This window comes from Blastopirellula marina DSM 3645 (assembly GCF_000153105.1).
Lineage (GTDB): Bacteria > Planctomycetota > Planctomycetia > Pirellulales > Pirellulaceae > Blastopirellula > Blastopirellula marina.
Genome location: NZ_CH672377.1, coordinates 1,387,350 through 1,408,715 on the forward strand (window position 1 = coordinate 1,387,350; position 21,366 = coordinate 1,408,715).

The 21,366-nt window shown below is 56.0% G+C and carries 17 protein-coding genes; 6 read left to right on the top strand and 11 right to left on the bottom strand.

Going from position 1 to position 21,366, the window contains the following annotated elements; all coding sequences use genetic code 11:
- Window positions 1-19: 19 nt before the first annotated feature.
- Both DSM3645_RS31045 and DSM3645_RS24680 read right to left on the bottom strand, forming a co-directional pair.
- Window positions 20-1,564: a hypothetical protein gene (locus DSM3645_RS31045; RefSeq protein WP_002655354.1), complete on the bottom strand. Its 1,545-nt coding sequence runs from the start codon at window positions 1,562-1,564 to the stop codon at window positions 20-22.
- A gap of 3 nt (window positions 1,565-1,567) precedes the next feature.
- Entirely contained in the window at window positions 1,568-3,868 is a 2,301-nt protein-coding gene (locus tag DSM3645_RS24680; RefSeq protein WP_002655355.1) for a fimbrial assembly protein PilM, read from the bottom strand.
- Window positions 3,869-4,351: 483 nt separating this feature from the next.
- On the opposite strand from DSM3645_RS24680, the gene DSM3645_RS24685 reads away from it, so the two are divergent.
- From DSM3645_RS24685 to DSM3645_RS28980, 3 genes are read left to right on the top strand one after another with little or no spacing between them, the layout of a single operon-like run.
- The gene (locus tag DSM3645_RS24685; protein WP_002655356.1) at window positions 4,352-7,162 is read left to right on the top strand and encodes a glycoside hydrolase family 38 N-terminal domain-containing protein; all 2,811 of its coding nucleotides are present in this window, start codon (window positions 4,352-4,354) and stop codon (window positions 7,160-7,162) included.
- Between the two features lie 5 nt (window positions 7,163-7,167).
- Window positions 7,168-7,824: a (d)CMP kinase gene (gene cmk, locus DSM3645_RS24690; RefSeq protein WP_002655357.1), complete on the top strand. Its 657-nt coding sequence runs from the start codon at window positions 7,168-7,170 to the stop codon at window positions 7,822-7,824.
- Window position 7,825: 1 nt separating this feature from the next.
- The gene (locus DSM3645_RS28980; protein ID WP_002655358.1) at window positions 7,826-8,485 is read left to right on the top strand and encodes a lysophospholipid acyltransferase family protein; all 660 of its coding nucleotides are present in this window, start codon (window positions 7,826-7,828) and stop codon (window positions 8,483-8,485) included.
- A gap of 32 nt (window positions 8,486-8,517) precedes the next feature.
- On the opposite strand, the gene DSM3645_RS24700 is transcribed toward DSM3645_RS28980, so the two are convergent.
- From DSM3645_RS24700 to DSM3645_RS24715, 4 genes are all read right to left on the bottom strand, one after another.
- Entirely contained in the window at window positions 8,518-9,579 is a 1,062-nt protein-coding gene (locus DSM3645_RS24700; RefSeq protein WP_002655359.1) for a suppressor of fused domain protein, read from the bottom strand.
- A 22-nt stretch (window positions 9,580-9,601) separates the two neighbouring features.
- On the bottom strand, window positions 9,602-10,123 hold the full coding sequence (locus DSM3645_RS24705) for an adenine phosphoribosyltransferase (protein WP_002655360.1): 522 nt from the start codon (window positions 10,121-10,123) through the stop codon (window positions 9,602-9,604).
- 110 nt (window positions 10,124-10,233) lie between these two features.
- Window positions 10,234-11,124: a sigma-70 family RNA polymerase sigma factor gene (locus DSM3645_RS24710; RefSeq protein ID WP_002655361.1), complete on the bottom strand. Its 891-nt coding sequence runs from the start codon at window positions 11,122-11,124 to the stop codon at window positions 10,234-10,236.
- A 232-nt stretch (window positions 11,125-11,356) separates the two neighbouring features.
- Window positions 11,357-13,267: a 30S ribosomal protein S1 gene (locus tag DSM3645_RS24715; protein WP_002655362.1), complete on the bottom strand. Its 1,911-nt coding sequence runs from the start codon at window positions 13,265-13,267 to the stop codon at window positions 11,357-11,359.
- Between the two features lie 360 nt (window positions 13,268-13,627).
- Between DSM3645_RS24715 and DSM3645_RS24720 the strand changes: the two genes are divergently transcribed.
- A complete protein-coding gene (locus DSM3645_RS24720) occupies window positions 13,628-14,743 on the top strand; it encodes a hypothetical protein (RefSeq protein WP_002655363.1) in 1,116 nt (371 codons plus the stop codon).
- Between the two features lie 106 nt (window positions 14,744-14,849).
- On the opposite strand, the gene DSM3645_RS24725 is transcribed toward DSM3645_RS24720, so the two are convergent.
- The 5 genes from DSM3645_RS24725 to DSM3645_RS24745 form a co-directional block, all read right to left on the bottom strand.
- Window positions 14,850-15,263, bottom strand: a complete 414-nt coding sequence (locus tag DSM3645_RS24725; RefSeq protein WP_040352990.1) for a carboxypeptidase regulatory-like domain-containing protein — start codon at window positions 15,261-15,263, stop codon at window positions 14,850-14,852.
- Between the two features lie 12 nt (window positions 15,264-15,275).
- Window positions 15,276-16,286 (bottom strand): DUF1559 domain-containing protein, encoded by a 1,011-nt coding sequence (locus DSM3645_RS24730; protein ID WP_040352991.1) that lies wholly within the window; start codon window positions 16,284-16,286, stop codon window positions 15,276-15,278.
- A gap of 584 nt (window positions 16,287-16,870) precedes the next feature.
- Entirely contained in the window at window positions 16,871-17,272 is a 402-nt protein-coding gene (locus DSM3645_RS28985; RefSeq protein WP_237564929.1) for an Ig-like domain-containing protein, read from the bottom strand.
- Window positions 17,273-17,318: 46 nt separating this feature from the next.
- Window positions 17,319-18,323 (bottom strand): DUF1559 family PulG-like putative transporter, encoded by a 1,005-nt coding sequence (locus tag DSM3645_RS24740; RefSeq protein WP_002655367.1) that lies wholly within the window; start codon window positions 18,321-18,323, stop codon window positions 17,319-17,321.
- A gap of 352 nt (window positions 18,324-18,675) precedes the next feature.
- Entirely contained in the window at window positions 18,676-19,416 is a 741-nt protein-coding gene (locus DSM3645_RS24745) for a DUF2071 domain-containing protein (protein ID WP_040352992.1), read from the bottom strand.
- Between the two features lie 464 nt (window positions 19,417-19,880).
- On the opposite strand from DSM3645_RS24745, the gene DSM3645_RS24750 reads away from it, so the two are divergent.
- Both DSM3645_RS24750 and DSM3645_RS24755 read left to right on the top strand, forming a co-directional pair.
- Entirely contained in the window at window positions 19,881-20,837 is a 957-nt protein-coding gene (locus DSM3645_RS24750) for a DUF1559 family PulG-like putative transporter (RefSeq protein WP_002655369.1), read from the top strand.
- A gap of 59 nt (window positions 20,838-20,896) precedes the next feature.
- Window positions 20,897-21,361, top strand: a complete 465-nt coding sequence (locus DSM3645_RS24755) for a hypothetical protein (RefSeq protein WP_002655370.1) — start codon at window positions 20,897-20,899, stop codon at window positions 21,359-21,361.
- The last annotated feature ends 5 nt before the right edge of the window (window positions 21,362-21,366 follow it).

Here is a 21,366-nt window from a genome sequence, read left to right on the forward strand (position 1 = left end):
CGCGCTCAACTCACGCAAACTAGCGAACCGCGGAGGACCGCATCGCGGTCTCGCCGTCGGTGCTTTCGCCATCTGCCGATTCGCTTTCGTCAGTAATTCCCAACAGCTCTTTGTTCACAGGATTGTAAATGTAAACAATGCCGTAAATCTCGATCGGCACGTCGTACCGATTGTCGGCTTTTTGCTGCCCGCCGCCCGGCATGCCGGAGTAGGATTCGGATTCATAACCGCCACCTCCTTCAAAGCCGCTATAACCGCCGCCGTAGGCGCCGCCGCTGCGGCTTCCGGCGGTCGGATTCAAACGCAACTGGCGCACTTCCAACATCAAATCGGCGTTGCCGCACTCGACCAACAGCTTGTCAATTTTGCGTTGATCGATCGTGATCCGCATGCGTACCGGCAGACGTTTGGCCACCGCCAAATAATAGTCTTCGGAGGTGGGTGCGGTCATCGCGGTTTTCAGCGTTTCGGCATCGATCTTTTTGTAGTCTTTATCCACATAGCGAAATTGGGCTGGATCGATCGGGGCCATCGCGCCTCCCATCATTCCTCCTTCGCCATAGGGGCTATCCATTCCATCCATCCCCTCTTCCATCATCATGTCGGGATCCATGCCGTCCATGCCGCCCATCATGCCGTCCATTCCCATCATGCCGTCTTCACCAGCGGCGGCGATCATGGGAGGCTTTTCGAGCTGGATCCGGAGCGTAGCCACTCCTTTACCGAGCTCGATCGCTTCGATTCTTTTAATCGCTGCGAGATGGTGCTCGGTCGTATCGCCGTTGACCGCTTTAATGATTCGCATCAGGTTTTCGAGCACCCAGAGGTCTTCCTGGGCGTACAAAACTTCGCGCGGCGTAGGACGATTATTCGGACGTTTCGACCAGTCGAAATTTTCGGACTGAATCTTCTGTTGGTTCGCCGAATCCCATTCGACCACTGGACGCTTCACTAACCCAACTCCGCCGATGCCGCCGGCGCCCATGGGACCTCCGCCTTCAAAGGCGTAATCCGTGGCGCTATAGGTTTCCATGCCGCGGCCCCCGCCTTCTTGGGCAGTCCACTTGGCGTCAATGATTTCGGCCAACTTGGGCAACTCTTCCTTGATATAGTCGCGATAAAGTTCGCATAACGAGGTCGTCAGGCCGGTCCGCCCCTTGACCAGTTCTTCGTCCAGCGCCGCTTCGATGGGACGATTTTGCAACACGGAATTAACGGTCGCGGCAAAATCGATTCGTCCGGCGTTCAGTTCTTTCGGCCAGACCAATTCTTTTTGCTGCGACTCCCATTGGTACTGCCAGCTTTTGGCGATGTCTTGGCGATAGCGCTGCAGCCATTCTTCCATCCCGGCAGCGAACTTCTCGTTCGGATGCTCGGCAGTTGTCGCGATCATTTGCGCCGAACTTTTCTTCGCTTCGATCGCCGATTTTTGCTTCGCCAGATCGGCGTCGATTGACATCGACGCGTACATCCAGACGCCCAATGACACGCAAAGCACCGTTCCGGTCAGGACCCAGAATCCGTACTTCTTCATCATCATGAGAAAGACGCGAACTTTATCCATGGCTTAATAGCCCTCCTCGGCTAACGCGGCGGCCGCAGCTTCGGCCTCGGCTTCGGCTTGTATTTTTCTGTTTTCAATCCGTTTGCTCATCGGCGTCTCTTGCCAACAAAACTGGACGGTGAACTCGTAAACCTTGGCCGGAATTTTCGCCGGCACAATTTCGACTGTGCTTCCCATCGGCCCCATTGGCCCGCCTGGCGGCATTCCAGTCGCCATTAAGTCGCCGTTTTGGCTCATCGTCGCCGGATCGTAATCAGGGTTGTCGAGCATGACCGGTTTCGGCACGCTATCCAACACAATCACCGGATGCGAAATCCCCAATTCTTTCATGGTGATTTCGACCATTTGACCACTGCCGTCGTCCAGCATGATCGTGCCGGTATCCAACTGATGAATCAGCGTATTGCGAACATACTGGGGCCCCGAGTTTTGCCGCGCATTGGTGCTATTGTGATAGTGCTTCCCCTTGAGCTGGATCACCCAACCGCTTTCGGTCGGCCCCGCTAATTCGTCGACGACCTCTCCATTTTCATCCACTTCGGCCATCGCCTCTTCGCCTTCGGCCTCACTGATTTCGGCGTTAGCCTCCGGCATTGCGGCATTGGCCGGCGCCGCTGCTCCGCTGGCGGCAGGTTGGCCTTCCTCGCCCATTGGCGCGGCCCCTTGCTCGTCAAGATCTTCCGGGGTCAAGCCTTCTTCGGCCGCAACTTCCAAACGCTTGCTATTTTCGACCGTTTGCCGGTATCTTTCGCGGACCCCTTCGGAGTACCAAAAACTGACGTCGGGGTAATACTTCGATTCGACGCTATCGATGTACAGAAACGGTCGCTCCTCGATCGGCGTTTTCCAGATGTCTTCCGGCTTTCCTTCAAACACCGGCAGCGACGCGGTCACGGCTCGCAACAGTTCAGGCCAGAGCCGGCGGTTTTCTTCGTTGCCGACAACGTAGTTGCCGATCGTCCTCAGATTCTCGGCATCGGTCATAAACTGATCGTCAGCTGACTTGTGCCCGTTGCTTTTCCGTTCGACCTGCTCGACGGCGCTGATCGCGCTGGCGAATTTCTCTGGATCGGCCGTGTACCAAGCCTTCCAGTGGAAGAAGAAGTTGACCGTACAGGCCAACAGCAGTGCGGCGACCGCGGCGACCGCCCACGGCTTCTTCTCGCGAATCAAACGATCGACCAGAATCTCTTGCGGCAGCAGATTTGTTTGCAGACACGACTTGCGCAGCCCCTGCAAACACATGCCGTAGCAAGCGGCGAACGACATAATATTGTCGCGGAACGCCGCCGAAGAGGTGACTTCGGAACCTGACAGCTTTTGGAAACCGTCAATCTCCACCGCTTCGTATCCCAAGTTTTTGGCGAGATACGAGACCAGCCCCGGCAGCTTCATCGCATTGCCAACCGGCACGATTCGCGAGATTTTCGCTTTGCGGTCAAGCGTCTGGAAAAAGCCGATCGAACGCTGAATGTCGGTGACCAGCTCGTTGAACTTCGGCCGCATCGATTGGAAGATCAGCTTGGCGTCATCCGCTTCGCGAGCATGACGCTTCAGATGCTCCGCTTTGGCGAAGGTGAGCTTGAGGTCTTTGGTCAGCTGTTTCGTAAAGTGGTTACCGCCGATCGGCAAACTTCGTTGCCAAACGCGAAAGCCGTTGGTGATCACCAGGTCGGTCGTTTCGGTTCCCATCGAGAGGATCACGTACGACTCTGGTTGATTGGCCGGATCGTACTCTTCCTTCGTCGGATTGGCCGTCAGCAAGTCGTGCGAGACGAAGTTATAGAGGGCCACCGGTGAGAGCTGGACATAATCGACATCGATACCGGCGTCCAAGAACGGCTGCAGCGAACGGAAGACTTGGTCCCGTTTCATCGCGAAAATGCCGATCTCGGTCTCCAGCGAAATTCCTTCGTCGACATGCGCGCCGGGCATTGCCTGAAAATCCCAGACGACCTCGTCCAGCGGGAACGGGATCTGCTGCTTCGCTTCGTATTTGACGATGTCGGGAATACGTTTCGCTTCGACCGGCGGCGCTTTGAAGAACCGCGCAAGTCCCGCTTGTCCCGGAACCGAAATCGCGACCTTGTCGTTTTTCAGCTCATTGCGTGACAAAAATTCCTTCAGCGCATCCCGAATCATCTGCTCCGGATTCGCGTCAGGCAGTGTCAACAGCTTCGGGTATTCGATGTAATCGAAGGCGTCGGCAACTAGCCAGAAACCATCATCATGCACCGTGCAGCGGAGCGCCTTGATCGCGGCGTGTCCGATGTCGATGCTCCAAACGCCTTTCCCAGCAGCCATGTTGGGTCCTCAATTAACTCTAAATTTGCGCAGAGACTTAGCGGTAATATAGCGAAGTTGTACGGAGATTGCCCCCGTGCCAGAAATGCCAGCCGCCACGTGCCGTTCGCGAAAAGGAATAATTAGATCGAAAGATGAGAACTGTCACCGCAGCAATACTGGGCGGCAGCGTAATTCATTCTAATGTGGCCGCTCGGGAAGTGTCAATGAATTTGCGAGCGGCTAAAAACTCCGTAAGATATTACTACATCTAGGGATACGAAGCCATTTCGTCGACCCGCATCGCGAATTTTAAAGATTTCGAGTGGGGGGGACCCCATCCAAAAGGGAGGTCCCGTTCGTGATGTAACATGTTTAACGACAATAACTTCCGACCGAGATCCCCGAAGCGGCGGATGTCAACGACCACCCATCGTCGGCTATAATGCCCACTTCGTCCGCCCCCGCGAATTGCCACGTTATCTCTCAAGAGCCGCCTCGCTGATGTACCAAGAAGTATTCATCCTGGTTCCCTGCCACAGTTTCGAGGACTTTCCTACGCATCACCGCGGAGACGAAGCAGCGAGCCTGCTCGCTTGCTGGTCGGCGATGTGGCGGCCAGAATTGATCGCTGCGACCGGCAAAATGCCTGCTTGGGCGCGGATTGACTCGCCGCCAGACGAATTAGAAGGTCGTTTGCTGCTGATTCCGCTGGTCAGCGAGCAAGAGATGCAGGCCGGCTTCGCCCGCCGCGCGAAAGAATCAGGCGCCAAAGTCATTCGAAAAATGGTCGATCGCGACGAAACGATCGCCGCCGCGCTCGAAGGGCTTGAGAAGCCTGCCAATCTAGACGAAGAACTGGCCGCTGACTTTGTGGCGCTCGGTTACTGTTATTTGCAGACCGAGTTGTTAACGCGGCAGATGCGTTATTCTAGCAACCTTGACGAAGTCTATTTTGGTGAAAAACTAGTCGCCGCGGCGCAATCGGCCGTGATCGGCGAAGCCGAAGCAAGCCGCGTACTGCTGCAAACCTGCTTTGATGTGCTCGCCGAAGAACGCAATAGTTTCTATCCGGTCGATTCGTACTTTCTCGATCTGACGCTGTGCGCCTCAACCACGCTCGGCGCATTGGCGAGTGAACTGCAAAACGCGCAGCCATGCAATTTGGTCGCCAGCGGCGAAGTCATTTCGCTATTGGCCCAGTCGCACCCCGAGACGGCGTCGCAACTGCGAGACTTGCTGAAAGCGAAGAAATGCGGACTGGTCGGCGGAGAATTCCGCGAAGGCCCGCTGCCGCTGTACGACCCCGAAACGCTGCTGGCGAACTTTCACGACGGACTCGCGGCCTACGAAAAACATTTGGGACATCGCCCGATCGTGTATGGCCGGCGACGATTCGGACTCTCCTCATTTTTGCCGCAGGTACTGAAGAGCCTTGGCTTTCACGGGGCGATCCACGCGACGATGGATGACGGCAAGTTCACGCATTCCAGCCAGACAAAGGTCTCATGGCAGGGAAATGATGGTTGCAAGATTGACGCGATCGCGCGTCCGCCGCTCGACGCCAGCACGGCCGATAGCTTTATCGCACTCTTCCAACGCTTGAGCGAAGCGATGGACTCGGACCATGTCGCGACGGTCTGCTTCGCCCATTGGCCTGGTCGCGTGTCGCCGTGGTACGAAGATCTACGACGCATTGCGCGGTATTCGAAAGGGCTCGGCAGCTTCCTGACGATCGAACGCTACTTTTCGGAAACCGAGCTTCCTCCGTATCACGACGCCTTCAAAGACGCTCGATACAACTCTCCCTATCACAAACAAGCGATTATCCGCCGCCAAAATGGGCCGATCTCGACGCATCGCGATCGTGCAGTCGAGAACGCCAAATATGACGCAGCGAGCAACGTGGAAGCGTTGACCGCGCTGATCACCGGTCACGCCGGGCCCAAACATGATCCGCATCGCAGTTGGACCGAACCAGCCGAAGGGAAGAGCGAAGCGAACAGCGCGGATGCGATCGTCGCAGGAGCAATGAACGACTTCGCCGCGAAGTTGCCGCGCCGCAGCGATCCGCCCACTCCCAGCCTGCTAGTCGCGAACCCGTTCAGCTATACGACGACCACGGGAGACGATACCGCTCAACTTTCGTCGCTGCCTGGCGGTAAAGCCGTTTTAATCGCGGCCGAAGACAAGAGTGGTCGTCATGCCGTCTGGGAAACGCCTTCCTGCGGATACGCTTGGCTTCCGGACGGCGGTTCGGCGCCCAGCGGCAAAACGCAGACGATGATCAAGGATGGCGTCCTGCGGAACGAGTATATGGAGGTCCATTTCGATCCGATCACCGGGGCGCTGCAGTCGATTTACGACTACAAAAGCCGCGGCAATCGCTTGTCGCAACAGCTCGCGCTGCGATTGCCAGGCGAACGCCCGCCCACCGGAGGCCAGTATGTCGATCCCGACGAAACGGCGATCTATTCGATGATGGCCGCCGATTCGATCGACGTCATCTCGAACACCGCCGCCAAAGGACAAATCAAAATTGTCGGACGACTGCTGAACACGGCCGGACACACGCTCGCCCAATATGAGCAAGTTTATACGCTCTGGCGATCAAGCCGCGTCTTGCAAGTCGATATCGACCTGACGCCGCACGAAGAGCCGAAGGCCGAACCGTGGAACTCGTATTTTTGCGCCCGCTTCGCTTGGAGCGACGGCTCGGCTTTCCTTTATCGCGATCAACATTGGCAGCGCCGCCGGGTCGACTCGAAGCGGATTGAAGCTCCCAACTATGTCGAAATTGAAAACGGCAAGACGCACACGCAAGTCCTGACCGGCGGCGTTCCGTTCCATCAGCATGTTCGCGGCCGAATGCTCGATACGATCTTGATCCCGCGCGGCGAGACGGCTCGGACGTTCCGATTGGGGATCGGCATCGACTTGCCGTATCCGCTGCAAGAGGCGCGCCGCCTGACCTACAATCCGCCGCCCAGAGTCGAAAACGCTCCGTCGCCAACCCCCGGCGACACGTCCTGGGCGCTGCATATCGACGCCAAGAACGTCGTCATCACCGCGCTAATACCGTTGACCAAAGGCGAACAGGTTGTTGGTTTCTCGGTACGCCTATTAGAAACGGAAGGACGCGCCGCGAAGGGCAACCTGCGCTGCTTCCGCAATGTTGGCCGCGCGATCTTAACGGAGTTCAACGGAGAATCGACCGGCGCCGCCAAGACGAGCGAGGACCGCGTGCAATTTGATCTGCACCCGGAAGAATGGCGTCAAATCGACGTCTATTGGGAAGAAGAGGCGAAAGGCTAGCAGCGATGATCGTCACCATTGATGGGCCCGCCGGAGCCGGAAAAAGCTCGATCTCGCGTCAAGTCGCCGAGCAACTTGGATTCGAGTTTCTCGATACCGGCGCGATGTATCGCGCCGTCGCATGGGCTGTCATCCGGCAAGGTCGCGACCTGACCGACGACTCGTCCGTCGCCGATGTCGCCCAAAATATCTGCATCGATCTGGCCGGCGGACGCGTGCTGGTCGATGGCTCGGACGCAACAGACGACATTCGTTCGCCCGAAGTCACCCAAGCGACGCGCTACGCCGCGGCGAACACCGCCGTCCGGATGCATCTGGTCCAGCTACAACAGCAGTTCGGCCGCGAGAAAGACCTGGTCACCGAAGGCCGGGACCAAGGAACCGTCGTTTTTCCGCATGCCGAGTGCAAGGTCTACCTGACCGCATCGCCGGAAGAACGTGCACGGCGCCGCGTCGCTGATCTGGCGTCGCGCGGAGTCACGGCCGATTTTGACGACATTCTAACGCAACAAAATCGCCGCGACAAAGAAGACTCCAGTCGAACTGTCGGCCCGCTGCGCAAAGCGAGCGATGCCATTGAATTGTCTACCGACGGGATGACGCCGGAAGAAGTGATCCAGCGTTTGATCGGCATCATCGAGCAACGGCGAGCTTCACGCTAACATGAGCAAAGAAGCATCGAAGGCCGGGCGCTCGCTCGCGAAACGACTCTGGTATGACGCACTACGCGTGTTTGCGCGGATGAGCGGCATCTGCCTGTTCCGCATCCGTGTCTATGGCCGCGAGAACTGGCCCACCGACGGCGGCGGCTTGGTCTGCCCGAACCATCAAAGCTATCTCGATCCGCTCTTGATCGGGCTCACCTGCGATCGACGACTCAATTTTCTGGCGCGACAGTCCCTCTTCAAGTTTCCCTTGAGTTGGATCATCCAATCCCTCGATTCGATCCCCGTCGATCGTGACGGGTCGGGACTTGCTGGCTTGAAAGAAACGTTGAAGCGACTGAAGCGTGGCGAGCTAGTCCTGATCTTTCCCGAAGGAACACGCACTCCCGACGGAAAAATCGGCCCGCTGAAGTCGGGCTTTATTCCGCTTGCGCGACGCGGCGGCGTGCCGATCATCCCGATTGCCGTCGACGGCGCGTTTGACGCTTGGCCCAAACAGGCCAAGCTCCCGCAACGCAGCGTCATCCATATCCGGATCGCGCCGCCGATTTCGCATGAGACGCTGCAAACCATGTCGGATGAAGAGCTGTTGGCAGAATTGAATCGCCGCTTGGACGAGGCGTTTACGGCGATTCAAGCGTCGCGTGAGCGAGCCTAACTGCGGCTCGAAAAATAATGACAGGGCAATAACTACGCCACCGCGTCGCGCTGCAAAGAGAGCGGGGCAGGGGAGGCCTCTAGCAATTCCAACAGGCGCGTGGTCCCTCGATTCTCGGCCATTTTCTGTTCGGCGGCGGTGATCGGGATCAGATAGAGGAACCGAGGTTGCTCGTCGGCCAGTTGCGGCAACTCGATCGACGGCAGGAAGCTCGCCTTCTCGGCGATCGCCATGTGCGTGAAGCGGGGCGCGATTTGCTGGAAAACTTCGGTCGAGATGGTATGCCCATGATCGAAATGCGTTGCATATCGCCATGGATAGCGGGCCCAGCTCGACAGCTGTCCGCAGACCGTTTGGTCGGCTTCGGTCGTCTCGATAAGAAGCCCCAGTTCGATGCGCCGCGAGGGCGACTCTTCACTGGCGTTCTCAGGGCCAGGCATCGGTAAGATCGCCATCCCCGCAGTCGCGATAAAACTGCGTCCGGCGCTGCTGGAGAGGGTGATCGCCAGAGGGGGCCACTTTCCTTGATCGGCGGCGAAGTAACGAATTTCGCTGACGTGCTGCGACGTGTAACTGTGGAGCGTCGCTTGCTGGATCGATTTCCAAGAGGATGCGTTCCAGTTGCGCAAGAACGTGTCTTCCGCCGCGAATTGCGTGAGCAGCATGTTCTCGTCGGTCAACGGCCACGCAACCGCCGTTTCGGCCGTACAGCCGCGAGCAAAACCGGCGAAGCGATTGCCGGGGCCCCAAGATGGCATGATCGCGACGATTTTATCTAAGTGCCATACTGCGACGCTTTGCTGATCAAGACTCCAGCGGACGTCCCAGTTATCGGGCTCTAGATCGGTGATCACCGCAGCCGCATTGATTTGCGCATGCGGCAGTCGCGGGGGAAGCGCGGCGCTCATCTGCTCTTCGACCTGCGCCGCGTCACGGTTAGTGCTGTTGGCGACCCACAACGCATGAATTTCGCGCGGCGTTTGCGGCGGAAAGACGTACAGATAAATGCTGTCGTTGTCCCCATCCACTTCGAGGATCGCGACTTTCGTCTCGAACAAGTTTGGCTGCTCGCGGAGGATCACAGACTCTTTCATCCGTCGCTCTCCAATTGGCAGACTAATATTCGATTAAGCTGAAGCATTCGTGCGGAGCCACTTTGGCCGCACCGTCCAGAAACTTCAGTTCGATCAAAAAGCAGCAACCGGCCACGGTCGCGCCGATTCGCTCGACCAGGTTCGCACAGGCTTTGATCGTGCCGCCGGTCGCCAACAGATCGTCCACCAACAGAACGTTCTGACCTTCGGAAACGCCGTCGATATGAATCTCAAGCGTGTCAGTGCCGTACTCTAGCTCGTACTGAAACGAATGCGTGCTAAACGGCAGCTTGCCAGGCTTGCGAACCGGGACGAAGCCGACGCCCAGCTTGAGGGGCAACGGCGCGGCGAAGATAAAGCCGCGGGCTTCGGCCGCGACGATTACATCGATCTTCTTCCCTTGGTAGTGAGCCGCCATCTTGTCGATCGCCGCTTCAAACGCCGTCGGGTCGGCCAACAGCGGCGTGATATCTTTAAACAGGATGCCCGGCTTGGGAAAGTCGGTGATATCACGGATGTAATCTTCGAGCTGGATTGGTTTCATCGATACTCACTGCGCGCAAAAAAAGACCACCTGAATGACGAGCGCTCAGGTGGTGAATATACGCGGTTTGGCCAGAGGGCGAAAGTCAGGGCCCCTGGCCGCCGTAGGGACTAGCGGCGAGCCAGGCGGCGACGAAACGGGCCTTCCAGCTCTCGTTCGCGCGGATCTTGCAAGCCTTCGGCCAATTTGCCGAGCGCCTCGGTCTCGATTTGGCGAACGCGTTCACGCGTCAGACCGAGCTTCTCGCCGATCTCTTTTAGCGTGTGCGGGTCCATTCCTTCCAGACCAAAACGCATCCGCAGCACGGTCGCCTCGCGGCCGTCCATCGTTTTCAGCATCTGCATAACGTTCTTCAGGTCGTCATGCTCGACCATCTCGTCTTCGGGGTTCTTCAGACGATCGTCCATCACCATCTCGCCCAGCGACCAGCCGCTATCGGCTTGATCGGTCTGGGGAGTCGAGTTGTAGATCTTGATCGCTTTTTTGATGATCGGCAGCTTCTTCTTCGGCAGCCCTAACACGCGGGCAATCTCTTCCGGAGTCGGCGTGCGCCCGAGTTCTTCGGTCAAGCGATTGGTCGCACGACGCCATTTGGACAGCAGTTCGACCATGTAGGCCGGAATGCGAATCGTTTTGGCGCAGTTGATCAAAGCTCGTTTGATCGACTGCTTGATCCAGTAGCTAGCGTACGTGCTAAAACGCGTACCCATCGCCGGGTCAAAGCCTTCGACCGCTCGCAGTAGTCCAAGATTGCCTTCTTCGATCAAGTCTTGCAGACCCAGTCCTTTGCCGGTGTATCCACGAGCGATGTTCACCACCAATCGCAAATTCGCCCGAACCATACGGTCCCGCGCATTGACGTCGCCTTCACCAATCAACTTCGCGAGGTCTTTCTCGTCTTTGGCGGACAAGAGGGCCGTTTCGTTGATTTCGCGCAGGTACGTCTCCAGCGGGCTCTGAACTGATTCTTCCTTGATCTCTTTTTTCTGTTGAGTCGCCATATCGTCCGATAGCTCACGGTGCGGGGGAGGGCGTTGCTGGCACTTAGGATGCTATCGTCGAATTTGTCTCCAAATCTCAACCCTCCGGCAAAACGGCGCAGGTGAACCGGATGTGCGGGAGGTTCGGAGAGGCGCAAAAAAAACGACCCCAACGATTGACTCGTTGGGGTCGTGATAGTTTTACCGATTGCCGCCCCAAATCGGGGCGATAAGCGAGCCGGAAGGTTCGGTTTTAGCCTTCTTCGTTCTTGGTTTCCGCTTCCGCTTCAGCGGGCTTCGCTTCCGCATCGGCTTCTTCGGTCGTTGCTTCGGCTTCGGCGGGTTCTGCTTCCGCTTCGGCCGCTTCGGGCTTCGCTTCGGCTTCTTCTGTCGGAGCGCTGGCGCTGAACAGCGGCCCCGAGGAACCAAGGCCCCCCTTCAGCTCTTGCTGATCCTTCTCGGCAGTCGCTTCGGCAGCCGCAGCGGCCGCTTCGTCTTCGGCAGCCCATTGAACGCGTTTGCGCGATAGTCCGATCTTGCGTTCGTCGGTGTCGACTCGCAGGATCTTCACTTCGATGTCGTCGCCAACCTTGACCACGTCTTCGGGATTCTCGACCTTTTCGTCGGCCAATTCCGAAATGTGGAGCAAGCCTTCCAAGCCATCTTCCAGTCCGACGAAAACGCCGAAGTTGGTGATCTTGGTGACTTTGCCTTTGACCAACTGGTTGGGTTGGTATTTATCCGGAATGCTGCTGGCCCACGGATCAAGATCCATTTGCTTCAGCCCAAGCGCGATGCGACGACGGTCTTCTTCGATGTTGAGGACTTTGCATTCCACTTCTTGGCCCTTTTCCAGCATTTCGCTGGGGTGACCGATCTTGCGGGTCCACGACATGTCCGAAACGTGCAACAGGCCGTCGATCCCCTCTTCCAGCTCGACGAAGGCGCCGTAATTGGTAAGGTTGCGAACTTTGCCTTTGACGATCGATTCGACCGGATAACGCTCTTTGATGTTTTCCCAGGGATTCGACTGGGTCTGCTTCATGCCGAGCGAGATCTCTTGCTTCTCTTTGTTAATGCCCAACACGACGACGTCGATTTCGTCGCCGATGTTGACCACTTCGCTCGGGTGACTGATCCGCTTGGTCCACGACATTTCGCTGATGTGAACCAGGCCTTCGATCCCCTCTTCCAGCTTCACAAAGGCGCCGTAGCTCATCACGTTGACGACCTGACCGCGAACCTTCGATCCAACCGGGTACTTCCCTTCGACGCCGTCCCATGGGCTCGGCTGCATCTGCTTCATGCCGAGGGCGATTTTCTGACGTTCGTGATCGATGTTCAAAATCTGAACTTCGACTTCGTCGTCGATCTTCACCACTTCGGTCGGGTGACCAATCCGGCCCCAGCTCATGTCGGTGATGTGCAACAGACCGTCGATGCCGCCCAGGTCGACGAACGCACCGAAGTCGGCGATGTTCTTGACCACGCCTTTGCGGCGCTGACCAATTTCCAACTCTTGCAACAGCGAATCGCGGTCTTTCTGACGCTTCTTCTCAATCAGCGAACGACGGCTCACCACAATATTGCGGCGTTCTTCGTCGATCTTGAGGACTTCGCACTCGACCTTCTTGCCGATGTAGTCGGCGATGTCGGACGGACGGCGGATATCGACCTGGCTGGCGGGCAGGAAGACGTTCACGCCGATATCGACCAACAAACCGCCCTTGATTTTGCGGACGACGGTACCTTCGACAACATTGCCTTCTTCGATCGAAGACATGGTCGTGTCCCACTCGATGATCTTCTGAGCTTTGCGCTTGCTCAGCGTGATCATGCCGTGAGGATCGTCGGTGCGGCCAAACTCGTCTTCGATATCTTCAACGAGGACCTTGATTTTGTCGCCGATTTTCGGCGGATCTTCGTCTTCTTCGTCCCACTCGTCGCGGGGAATGCTGCCTTCGCTCTTGCCGCCGACATCGATCAGCACGAATTCGTCGTCGACCCGTAGAATGGTCCCATCGACGATTTTATTCAGCTCTACAGACTCTTCGTGCTCAAACTCATCGAAAACGTTCGCTTCCGCGTCTTGAACCCAGTTATCGATCAGCGACGTCAGAGTATCGTCGCTTTCCAAGTTACGAATGAGATTACGATTTACCATACGAAAAAGGGAAACACCTAGCCTAAAACTTGCGGGCAACCCGGCCTGCCGCTCGTTCGGCTCCAAAAGTTAATGAACTACGTACCCGATCGGGGCGGCGCCACACGGCGCCTTATCAACCGTCAACAATCGGGCGAGAACAGGAAAAAATAGCAAATTTGTCAAGTCCAATCAACCGCGCTACCCCCACGCAGGCTGCGAAATCGCTGCAATGAGCAATAAACTGGGACAACTACGACGGACTTGGCGTACGACCGAACTTCCAACGTCGCTGCAGCTCCCCCATTTCCTCGCAATTCCGAGGGGCGAACTTTAAAATAAGCCGGAAATCGATCGCCGCCGTCACCCGGAAAACCAGCCATGAACGCGATCCGCCGATTCTCAAGACTTGTCGAAGTCGCCCGGCAGCTGCCAGAGATCGAACCGCCGATCGACGATCCGACCGACGAAGAAGTCGACAACTACCTTGCCGCCCAGCGAACTTCGATGATCACGATTCGCGAACTTCTGCTGCAGCCATGCCGAAATCGGACGCCCGAAAATGGCCCAAGCTGGCGAGCCGCTTTCGAAAATCTCCAAGTAATTCGCAATCTGGCCCGCGTCCTCCTACGCTCTTCAGAAGCACACGAACGCCGCGACGACCTGGCTGGCGCCGTCGACGAGGCCAAATATTGCTTTCGCCTTGGGTTGGCTGTGCGAAACGGCGGACTGATGACTGACTATCTCGTCTCGGTTGCGGTCGAAGGCTGCGGCATGCACCGCTTGCGACGCCTGCGCCATATAATCCCCCGCGAATTACGGCGAGAGATCATTCGATATGTGGAAATGCACGAAGCCGCGCGAGAACCCTACGGTGCGATTGCGGACCGCGACGCGGTGTGGGATGCGAACTTCGGCGCCAAAATCCCGAAAACCACCGAAGAATCAAAGGACATTCTCTACGCCACCGAATTAGATGCGGAAGAGCGGCGCATCGCCGAGCACGCATTTCGCGAATTTCACAGCGGCACGCCTGGAGAAGCCCTGTCCCGCCGCAAGCAGCAATTCGAAGAGCCGGACCTGCGAATTTTATCGCTGCAGCGACTGTTGCGAATTGAGCTGGCGCTCATGATCCGATGGCGCGAAAGCGGCGGATACTATCCACCACTGCTCGAGGATTTGGCGCCTGAATACTTGTCGGCAGTTCCGCTGGATCCCCATAGCCGAGAGCCGTATCGTTATCGCCTAACAGGCGAAGACCGAATTCTCTACGGACTCAACGCTCAGCAGATTGATCACGGCGGACTGCCCGGCGACGTGATCAGCGTAAGCTGCGGCGCAGCCGACCTGTTTCTCGACATGGACGACTACGACGATCAGGAACTGAATGAACCATGGCGGCCGGGCTTCGTCGTTCGAATGGCCGAGCTATTCTCGCTGCAATGGCTAACGCGGACTTGGATCTTGAATTCGATCAAAAGGATATTCCGCGTGTAGCGCCGCTCTTACTGTGCGGAGGAATGGGGCAAGAAACCAAACAAGTCGTCAGCACGATTGCAGACGACTTGCTTTGCTGCGGTTCTGAATGCTGAAAGCCGCGCGGTTATTTTCCCTTCAGATCAAACGTAAACTCGTTTGGACCTTCCTGGGTAACTTCGGCATTCATGCTGGAAGTTTGATCAGCGTATTTGCGCGGCAGTACGTCCGCTGGCCCATCAGCGTCGCCGTAGATAAATGTCACTTTATGCGGCCCCAACTCGGCGCCGTGGGTACTGCCGGTGTATTTCAAACGAAATTTCCCAGCGGCGTCGGTCAAGCCATGTGAAGCATGCCCCCCAGATTCTGGATCGAACATTATCGACACATTCTCAACCGGCTTGCCGTTGACGGTGACCGCGCCGGTTACCTCGGCAAGTTCTGGATAATTGGAGTTCCGTCCAGCACATCCGGCGCCAAGCCCGACAATGACCGCCGCGCACAGCAGCAAACGAGAAAGCTTTGAAATTGATGTCTGCATGAGTGCGATTCCTTAGTATTCCCCTAAGACGTTGCCATCGGAGATGCTTGTGAGATTGTTGAGGGTAGTCGCATTCGTCGTGTCGCTTAAAAAATGAACCGAAGCATCCGTGAAGAGCATATTTAACCCACCGGGATGATTGCTGCCCGGAGTCCATGCGTACGGCTTTTTCGTGTCGACCCCTGACTCAATCCGAGTTGTATTGACGCCCATCGACAAATAGAGCCAGTACGTGTTCGTCCAGGTTCCCCAAAAGGGTCCGAAGTAATCTCCCGACTTGAGCATGCGACTTTCACACAACAGGAATGAATTGCTCGTACCATCCGTGATGTCGCGAATTTTGCTGGAGCCGTTCACGCCGAAAGCAGGTCGTTCTGACGAAGTATTGAGCGAAGCGCCCCAGACCATGTTTTTGATTTGGCTATTGTCCTGCCATCGGCGAGTCAGAGTCCCGTAGCTCGTACGGCGATAGTCCTTTTGTTGATAGTGGCTATTTGTGTTCTTGCCCGGTACATCGCCCGGGTCCGAGGGACAAACGAAGGCGTCGATTTGCACATTTTTGATCGCGTTCATGTTGCTGGTCACCTGCGCGGTCTCAACCGGAGCTGCTACACCAGTCGTGTCGGTGGACGCAGAGAGCCCGACCGCGTACCGGAAGTCGATCTTGTCGTAGAGATTTCCTTGTTCAAGGAACGGCAAGATCATCAACTGAAACGTCGTGTTACGAACGTTACCGTCCCAATTTCCGGTCGGGATTTCATCAATGTTGCAATGATTACAACCTGGATTGATGACCGCCGGAGGAAACGCCCCGTGCGTGTCATGGTAGTTGTGCAGCGCCAAACCAATCTGCTTCAGATTGCTGGTGCACTGCATTCGGCGAGCCGCTTCGCGGGCCTGTTGCACGGCAGGCAACAACAGCGCGATCAAGACGCCGATAATCGCAATCACCACCAGCAACTCGACCAGCGTAAAACCGATTGAGTTTGTACGAACATTGCGAAGCCGATTCGCGTTTTTCATTTTCGCTCCTTGTCCGCCTCGAAGGACCAAACGGACGTCAAGACTATAAAAAAATAAGAATAGAATGCCTTGGATTACACCCAGGACTACGGCTTCGTACAGTAGCCATATTGGGATTGTGGAGCTACGAGCCCCCAGAAAAGAGTTAATGCGGCCTGAACAGGCCCTATAAATGAAAAAAAACTCAATTCTTTTGTGCAGCAAAATCAACCCTATAGGGGGATTTTACCCACCGACAGACCTAGGTCAACAAATACCCAGAAAAAAACACAGGACAACCAGTTTATTTTTTGGGGCCTCGCCAGGATGATCAACGCCGCGCGCCTCTAATTATTAATTCGCTGCGATTAAGGGGGACAGATTCCGACACTCTTTGAAGCACTGGTCGCTCTTGCCATTGTTGGAGCGAGATATTTCGCGTCAGCGTGTCATGCCCCAGTTCGATCGAACCTCACGATAAAATCGCTGGATTGCCAACGAAGTTTGGCTCAAAAGACGAGCACCTCTCGACACAAAAAAAGTCGTCAGAGGATTTCCCTGACGACTTCGCGGTCATGCTATAGATGGTTCTTGCAACGGCGAATCTACCTCCCCTTCAAGTCAAACGTAAACTCGTTGGGGCCTTCTTGAGTGACTTCGGCATTCATACTGGCCGTTTGATCAGCGTACTTGCGAGGCAGCACATTCGCTGGGCCGTCGGCGTCGTTGTAAATGAACAGGACGTCATGTCGTCCCAAGGTTGCCCCAGCTGCGCTGCCGGAATATTTCAGTTGAAACTTCCCTTCAGCGTCGGTTGTTCCACGAGACGCATGGCCTCCGGCCTCGGGGTTGAACACAACGGCAACATTTTGAACCGGCTTGCCGTTAACGGTGACAACACCGGTCACTTCGGCAAGATCGGGGTGCGACGCGTCGCGGCCCAAACAGCCTGCTCCAAGTGATATCGTGAGTATTGCGAACAGCATCACGCGAGTGAGCATGGGCATTGTCTTCTGGATCGAGGTTTCCTTCATCGGACGACAATTTCCTTTCTTAGTATTCGCCCAAGACGTTGCCGTCGGCGATTTTGGCAAGGTTGTACAACGTATTTGAATCTGCGGTTTCACTTAAAAAGTGAACCGACGCGTCGGCAAATAACGAATTGCAGCCGCCTGGATGATGGCTTCCCGGGGTCCATGCATAGGGCTTTTTCGAGTCAATTCCCGTGGTGGTGTCGACATAGGTTGAATTGATTCCGCTGGTCATTTTAAGCCAGTAGGTATTCGTCCAAGTTCCCCAGTAGGGACCGTAATTCGTCGACGATTTCGTCATTCGCGTTTCACAAAGCAGCAATGAGTTGCTCGTGCCGTCGATGATGTCGCGAATTTTACTTGAACCATTGGTCCCGAATGCAGGACGGAGATTCGACGTGTTCGCGCTCGATCCCCAGAGCAAGTTTGGGTTGTGGGAATTGTCATCCCAACCTTGAGTAATCACGCCGTAACTTGTGCGGGAATACTTGGTGGTGTAGTAGTGATCGGAAGAAGACGTATTCGTTCCGGGCAGATCTCCGGGATCAGAAGGACATGCAAAAACATCCAGATGGACATCTTTGATCGCATTCATATTGTTCGTCGCATCAGCAGCGACTGGATCGGTCATGTCTGCATGCGCCGAAAGACCAACCGGGTATCGGAAGTCAATTTTGTCGTACAGATTCCCTTGTTCCAGAAACGGCAAGATCATCAGCTGAAACGTCGTGTTGCGAACATTTCCGTCCCAGTTTCCGGTTGTGATATCGTCGCAATCTCGACACCCCGGATTGATCGTTGCCGGTGGAAACGCTTTGTGAGTGTCATGGTAGTTGTGTAGGGCCAAACCGTGTTGCTTCAGATTGTTGGTGCACTGCATCCGGCGAGCCGCTTCGCGGGCCTGCTGCACGGCAGGCAACAACAGCGCGATCAAGACGCCGATAATCGCAATCACCACCAGCAACTCGACCAGCGTAAAGCCGAATGAGTTTGTACGAACATTGCGAAGCCGATTCGCGTTTTTCATTTTCGCTCCTTGTCCAGCTCGCAGGATCAAGCGGACGCCTTGGGGGAAGAACAGACTGATAATTCAAAAACCTCGCCGACCGGCGGAATCACAACTTCAAACAGAAGCTTGGTAGACATTGTGACATATCAAACCCCAGATGCGGCCTAATGTGTTCCGATCGGGCGATATAAATGAGAAAAAAACTCAAAGATTTTGCGAGATGACCATACCGGCGCCGTACAGGATTCTAACAACCGGCGAACCTAGGTCAACGAACGTCCTGAAAACATCGATTGAACACCCACAATTTGTGCCGGCTATTTCCCCTAGCGACCTTTCGTGCACGCCATTAATCGCCAGATGATCCTATTTAAGCGCATGATTCCGACAATCCTTGAATCGCCGCTCGCCCCTGCCATTGGTGCGGAATATTTCGCATCAACAAGGCATGATCCAAAGTGATTGAGTCAGTGGGGAAAATCGCCGCGTCGTCAAAGAAGCTCGATTCCATCCGTTCGAGCGATAGCGGCGCCACGTTCCAAGCGAACGTGCGTAGTTCGAGCCCGTCATATTGGTCCGGCGTTGATGTGGGCGAATAGCCGAGCGATCCGGCCTGAAAGAACGCCGACGCAGCTTGCAGCGATCCAAAGATCGAATTCGACGGCAAACCGTCGGTCAAACGCCCCGCCACGGCGACATGAGCGGCGCCATCATCGCTGGTCATGGCGACTCGATAGTCGTTCCCCTGCTCTTCTACTTCAAACCGCGCATGGTGATGTTCACCCGGAAATAGTCGCCCACCAACCCAAGCGTTCAAGCGCGAGGAAGTGTCGCGACGCGGGATATAAACTCCTTGCCTTGTTCGTCCCGACTCACCCCACTCGACCGCGATTCGATGCGCTCCGTTTTCCGAGGCAAGGCCCAAGAATTTCGACATCCCCAGCGGGCGAATCTGCTTCAATCGGATCAGACAAATTCCGGCGACCCCCATTTCCCCGACCCGTTGGGGACGAAAAGGGCTGGGCAATTGCCGAGCAAGGACATCGGCATCGACTCGAAAGTTGACAAGGATTCGACGATCGATGACGCCTTGCATGGTGGGAATTTTCATCACGGCAGCTCCTTTCGAGAGCAACCGCGATTCCCGGGCGACAATAACTGCATCACGCTTTTCCGGCACGTCTCTCACGGATCATGGGGAGACAATTATGGACCAAAAGCTACGCGTCTACCATTCCTTACTGCCACTATCCTCAGCAACAAATTATAAGATTTCCCCATGCGGAGTATGTGAAATATCGAAGGCCTGCAGCGCAATTGTTCATGGACTTCACTGCTTTTGCGCTGATAGTCTAAAGAAATAGCTTGGCGCACGAAGCGACGAAAGCTGCCTTCACCAAACCTGGCGACCATTAAGCACGACTTAACGGACGACAAACCGGCCGCTGACAGGAGCCTCGATTTCGACCCCTTTCGCTCTTTTCCGAATTACGACTCAATCTCTCTCATGAAATCATTTGTCGATTTCTAGGAGGATGTTGCGCGGTTCATTCTCTTCTTTTATATCGGTGACTTATGCAACCTAATACGACTCTCCCAATTTTACGATCAGTTCGACGCGGTTTTACGCTCGTCGAACTTCTGGTGGTCATCGCAATCATCGGCGTCTTGATCGCACTGCTGCTTCCCGCGGTTCAGCAGGCGCGGGAAGCGGCTCGCCGCATGCAGTGCACTAATCAGATGCGGCAGATCGCTCTGGCTCAGCACAACTTTCATGATACGTTCCGCGAGCTTCCCCCCGGCAGTCAGGGGAATGACCCGTGGGGACGCGATTCATGGTCGTACTACGGTTTCATCCTGCCGTTCATCGAACAGACGGCCATGTATGAACAACTCGACTTCACGAACAAAATCAACGGCAATATCGGCTGGGGTGGAGATGCTCGCATCAATCTGCTGGAGACGATGATCTGTCCGTCGGACGACACGAACATTCAGGAAGAAGCGGTTCCCGAGTGGAGAAACGCGCTGCACAACTATGTCGTTTGCTATGGCGACTCGAATTACAACTCCGGTACTCCTTGGAATGTGGTCGACGGCTACACCGGCACCGCCGGCATGTTTGTGCCGGAGAAACGAGCCAAGTTGCGTGACGCCACCGACGGCCTGTCCAACACGCTGCTCGTCTCTGAGATCATCACCCCGACGCAGCAAGACGTTTGGAGTTCGATGGGACGCACGCAGGTAGCGATGGGCGCCGGCTTCACGACTTACTTGACGCCCAATGCGGACGCCAACGATCGGACCAATCGCTGCCATACCAATTTGGGCGGCGCGATGGGGGCAAAGTGCACGCAGCACGCCGATTGGGATTGGGGCGCCAATGTGGTCGCCGCGCGCAGTTGGCACACCGGCGGCGTGAACGCGGCGCTGGCGGATGGCTCGGTGCGGTTTGTTTCCGAAACGATCAACGTCACCACTTGGCGAAACCTGGGGGGGCGCAGCGACGGCCAGGTCGTCGGCGACTACTAAGCCCTGCTCTTTTCTCACGAAACGTACTCCGCTTATTCTCTTCTTCGAGGAGCCACCCGATGGCGATCCCCTCTGCGCGGTTTACCACTTGCGTCTCGATCCTATTGCTCGCTGCATCGCTTGGATGCAGCGGCGACGGAAAGAACCAAGTAGAAGGAGTCGCCACTTGGAATGGTCAACCCATTGAAAACGGCTATGTCGAACTAGCGCCGGTCGGCGGCGTTGGACAGTTCGCCAGCGCCGAGATCAAACAGGGAAAGTTCACTCTGCGAACTCTTCCCGGCCTGCGCCAAGTAAAAGTCACCGCCCACAAAAAGATTGGTGAAACGGCGCCAACCGACCGGATTCCGAACCCGGAGCCGATCCTCTTTCAGTTCATCCCTGCGGAGTACAACAGCCAATCCGAACTTCAGATCGACGTGAAAGGCAACACGCTCAAGCTCGAACTGCACGGGGACGAACTGACGCCCCACAAACTTTCTGCGGCCGATCAGCAACGGAAAAAAGTGCAAGGCGGCCAGTAGCGTCC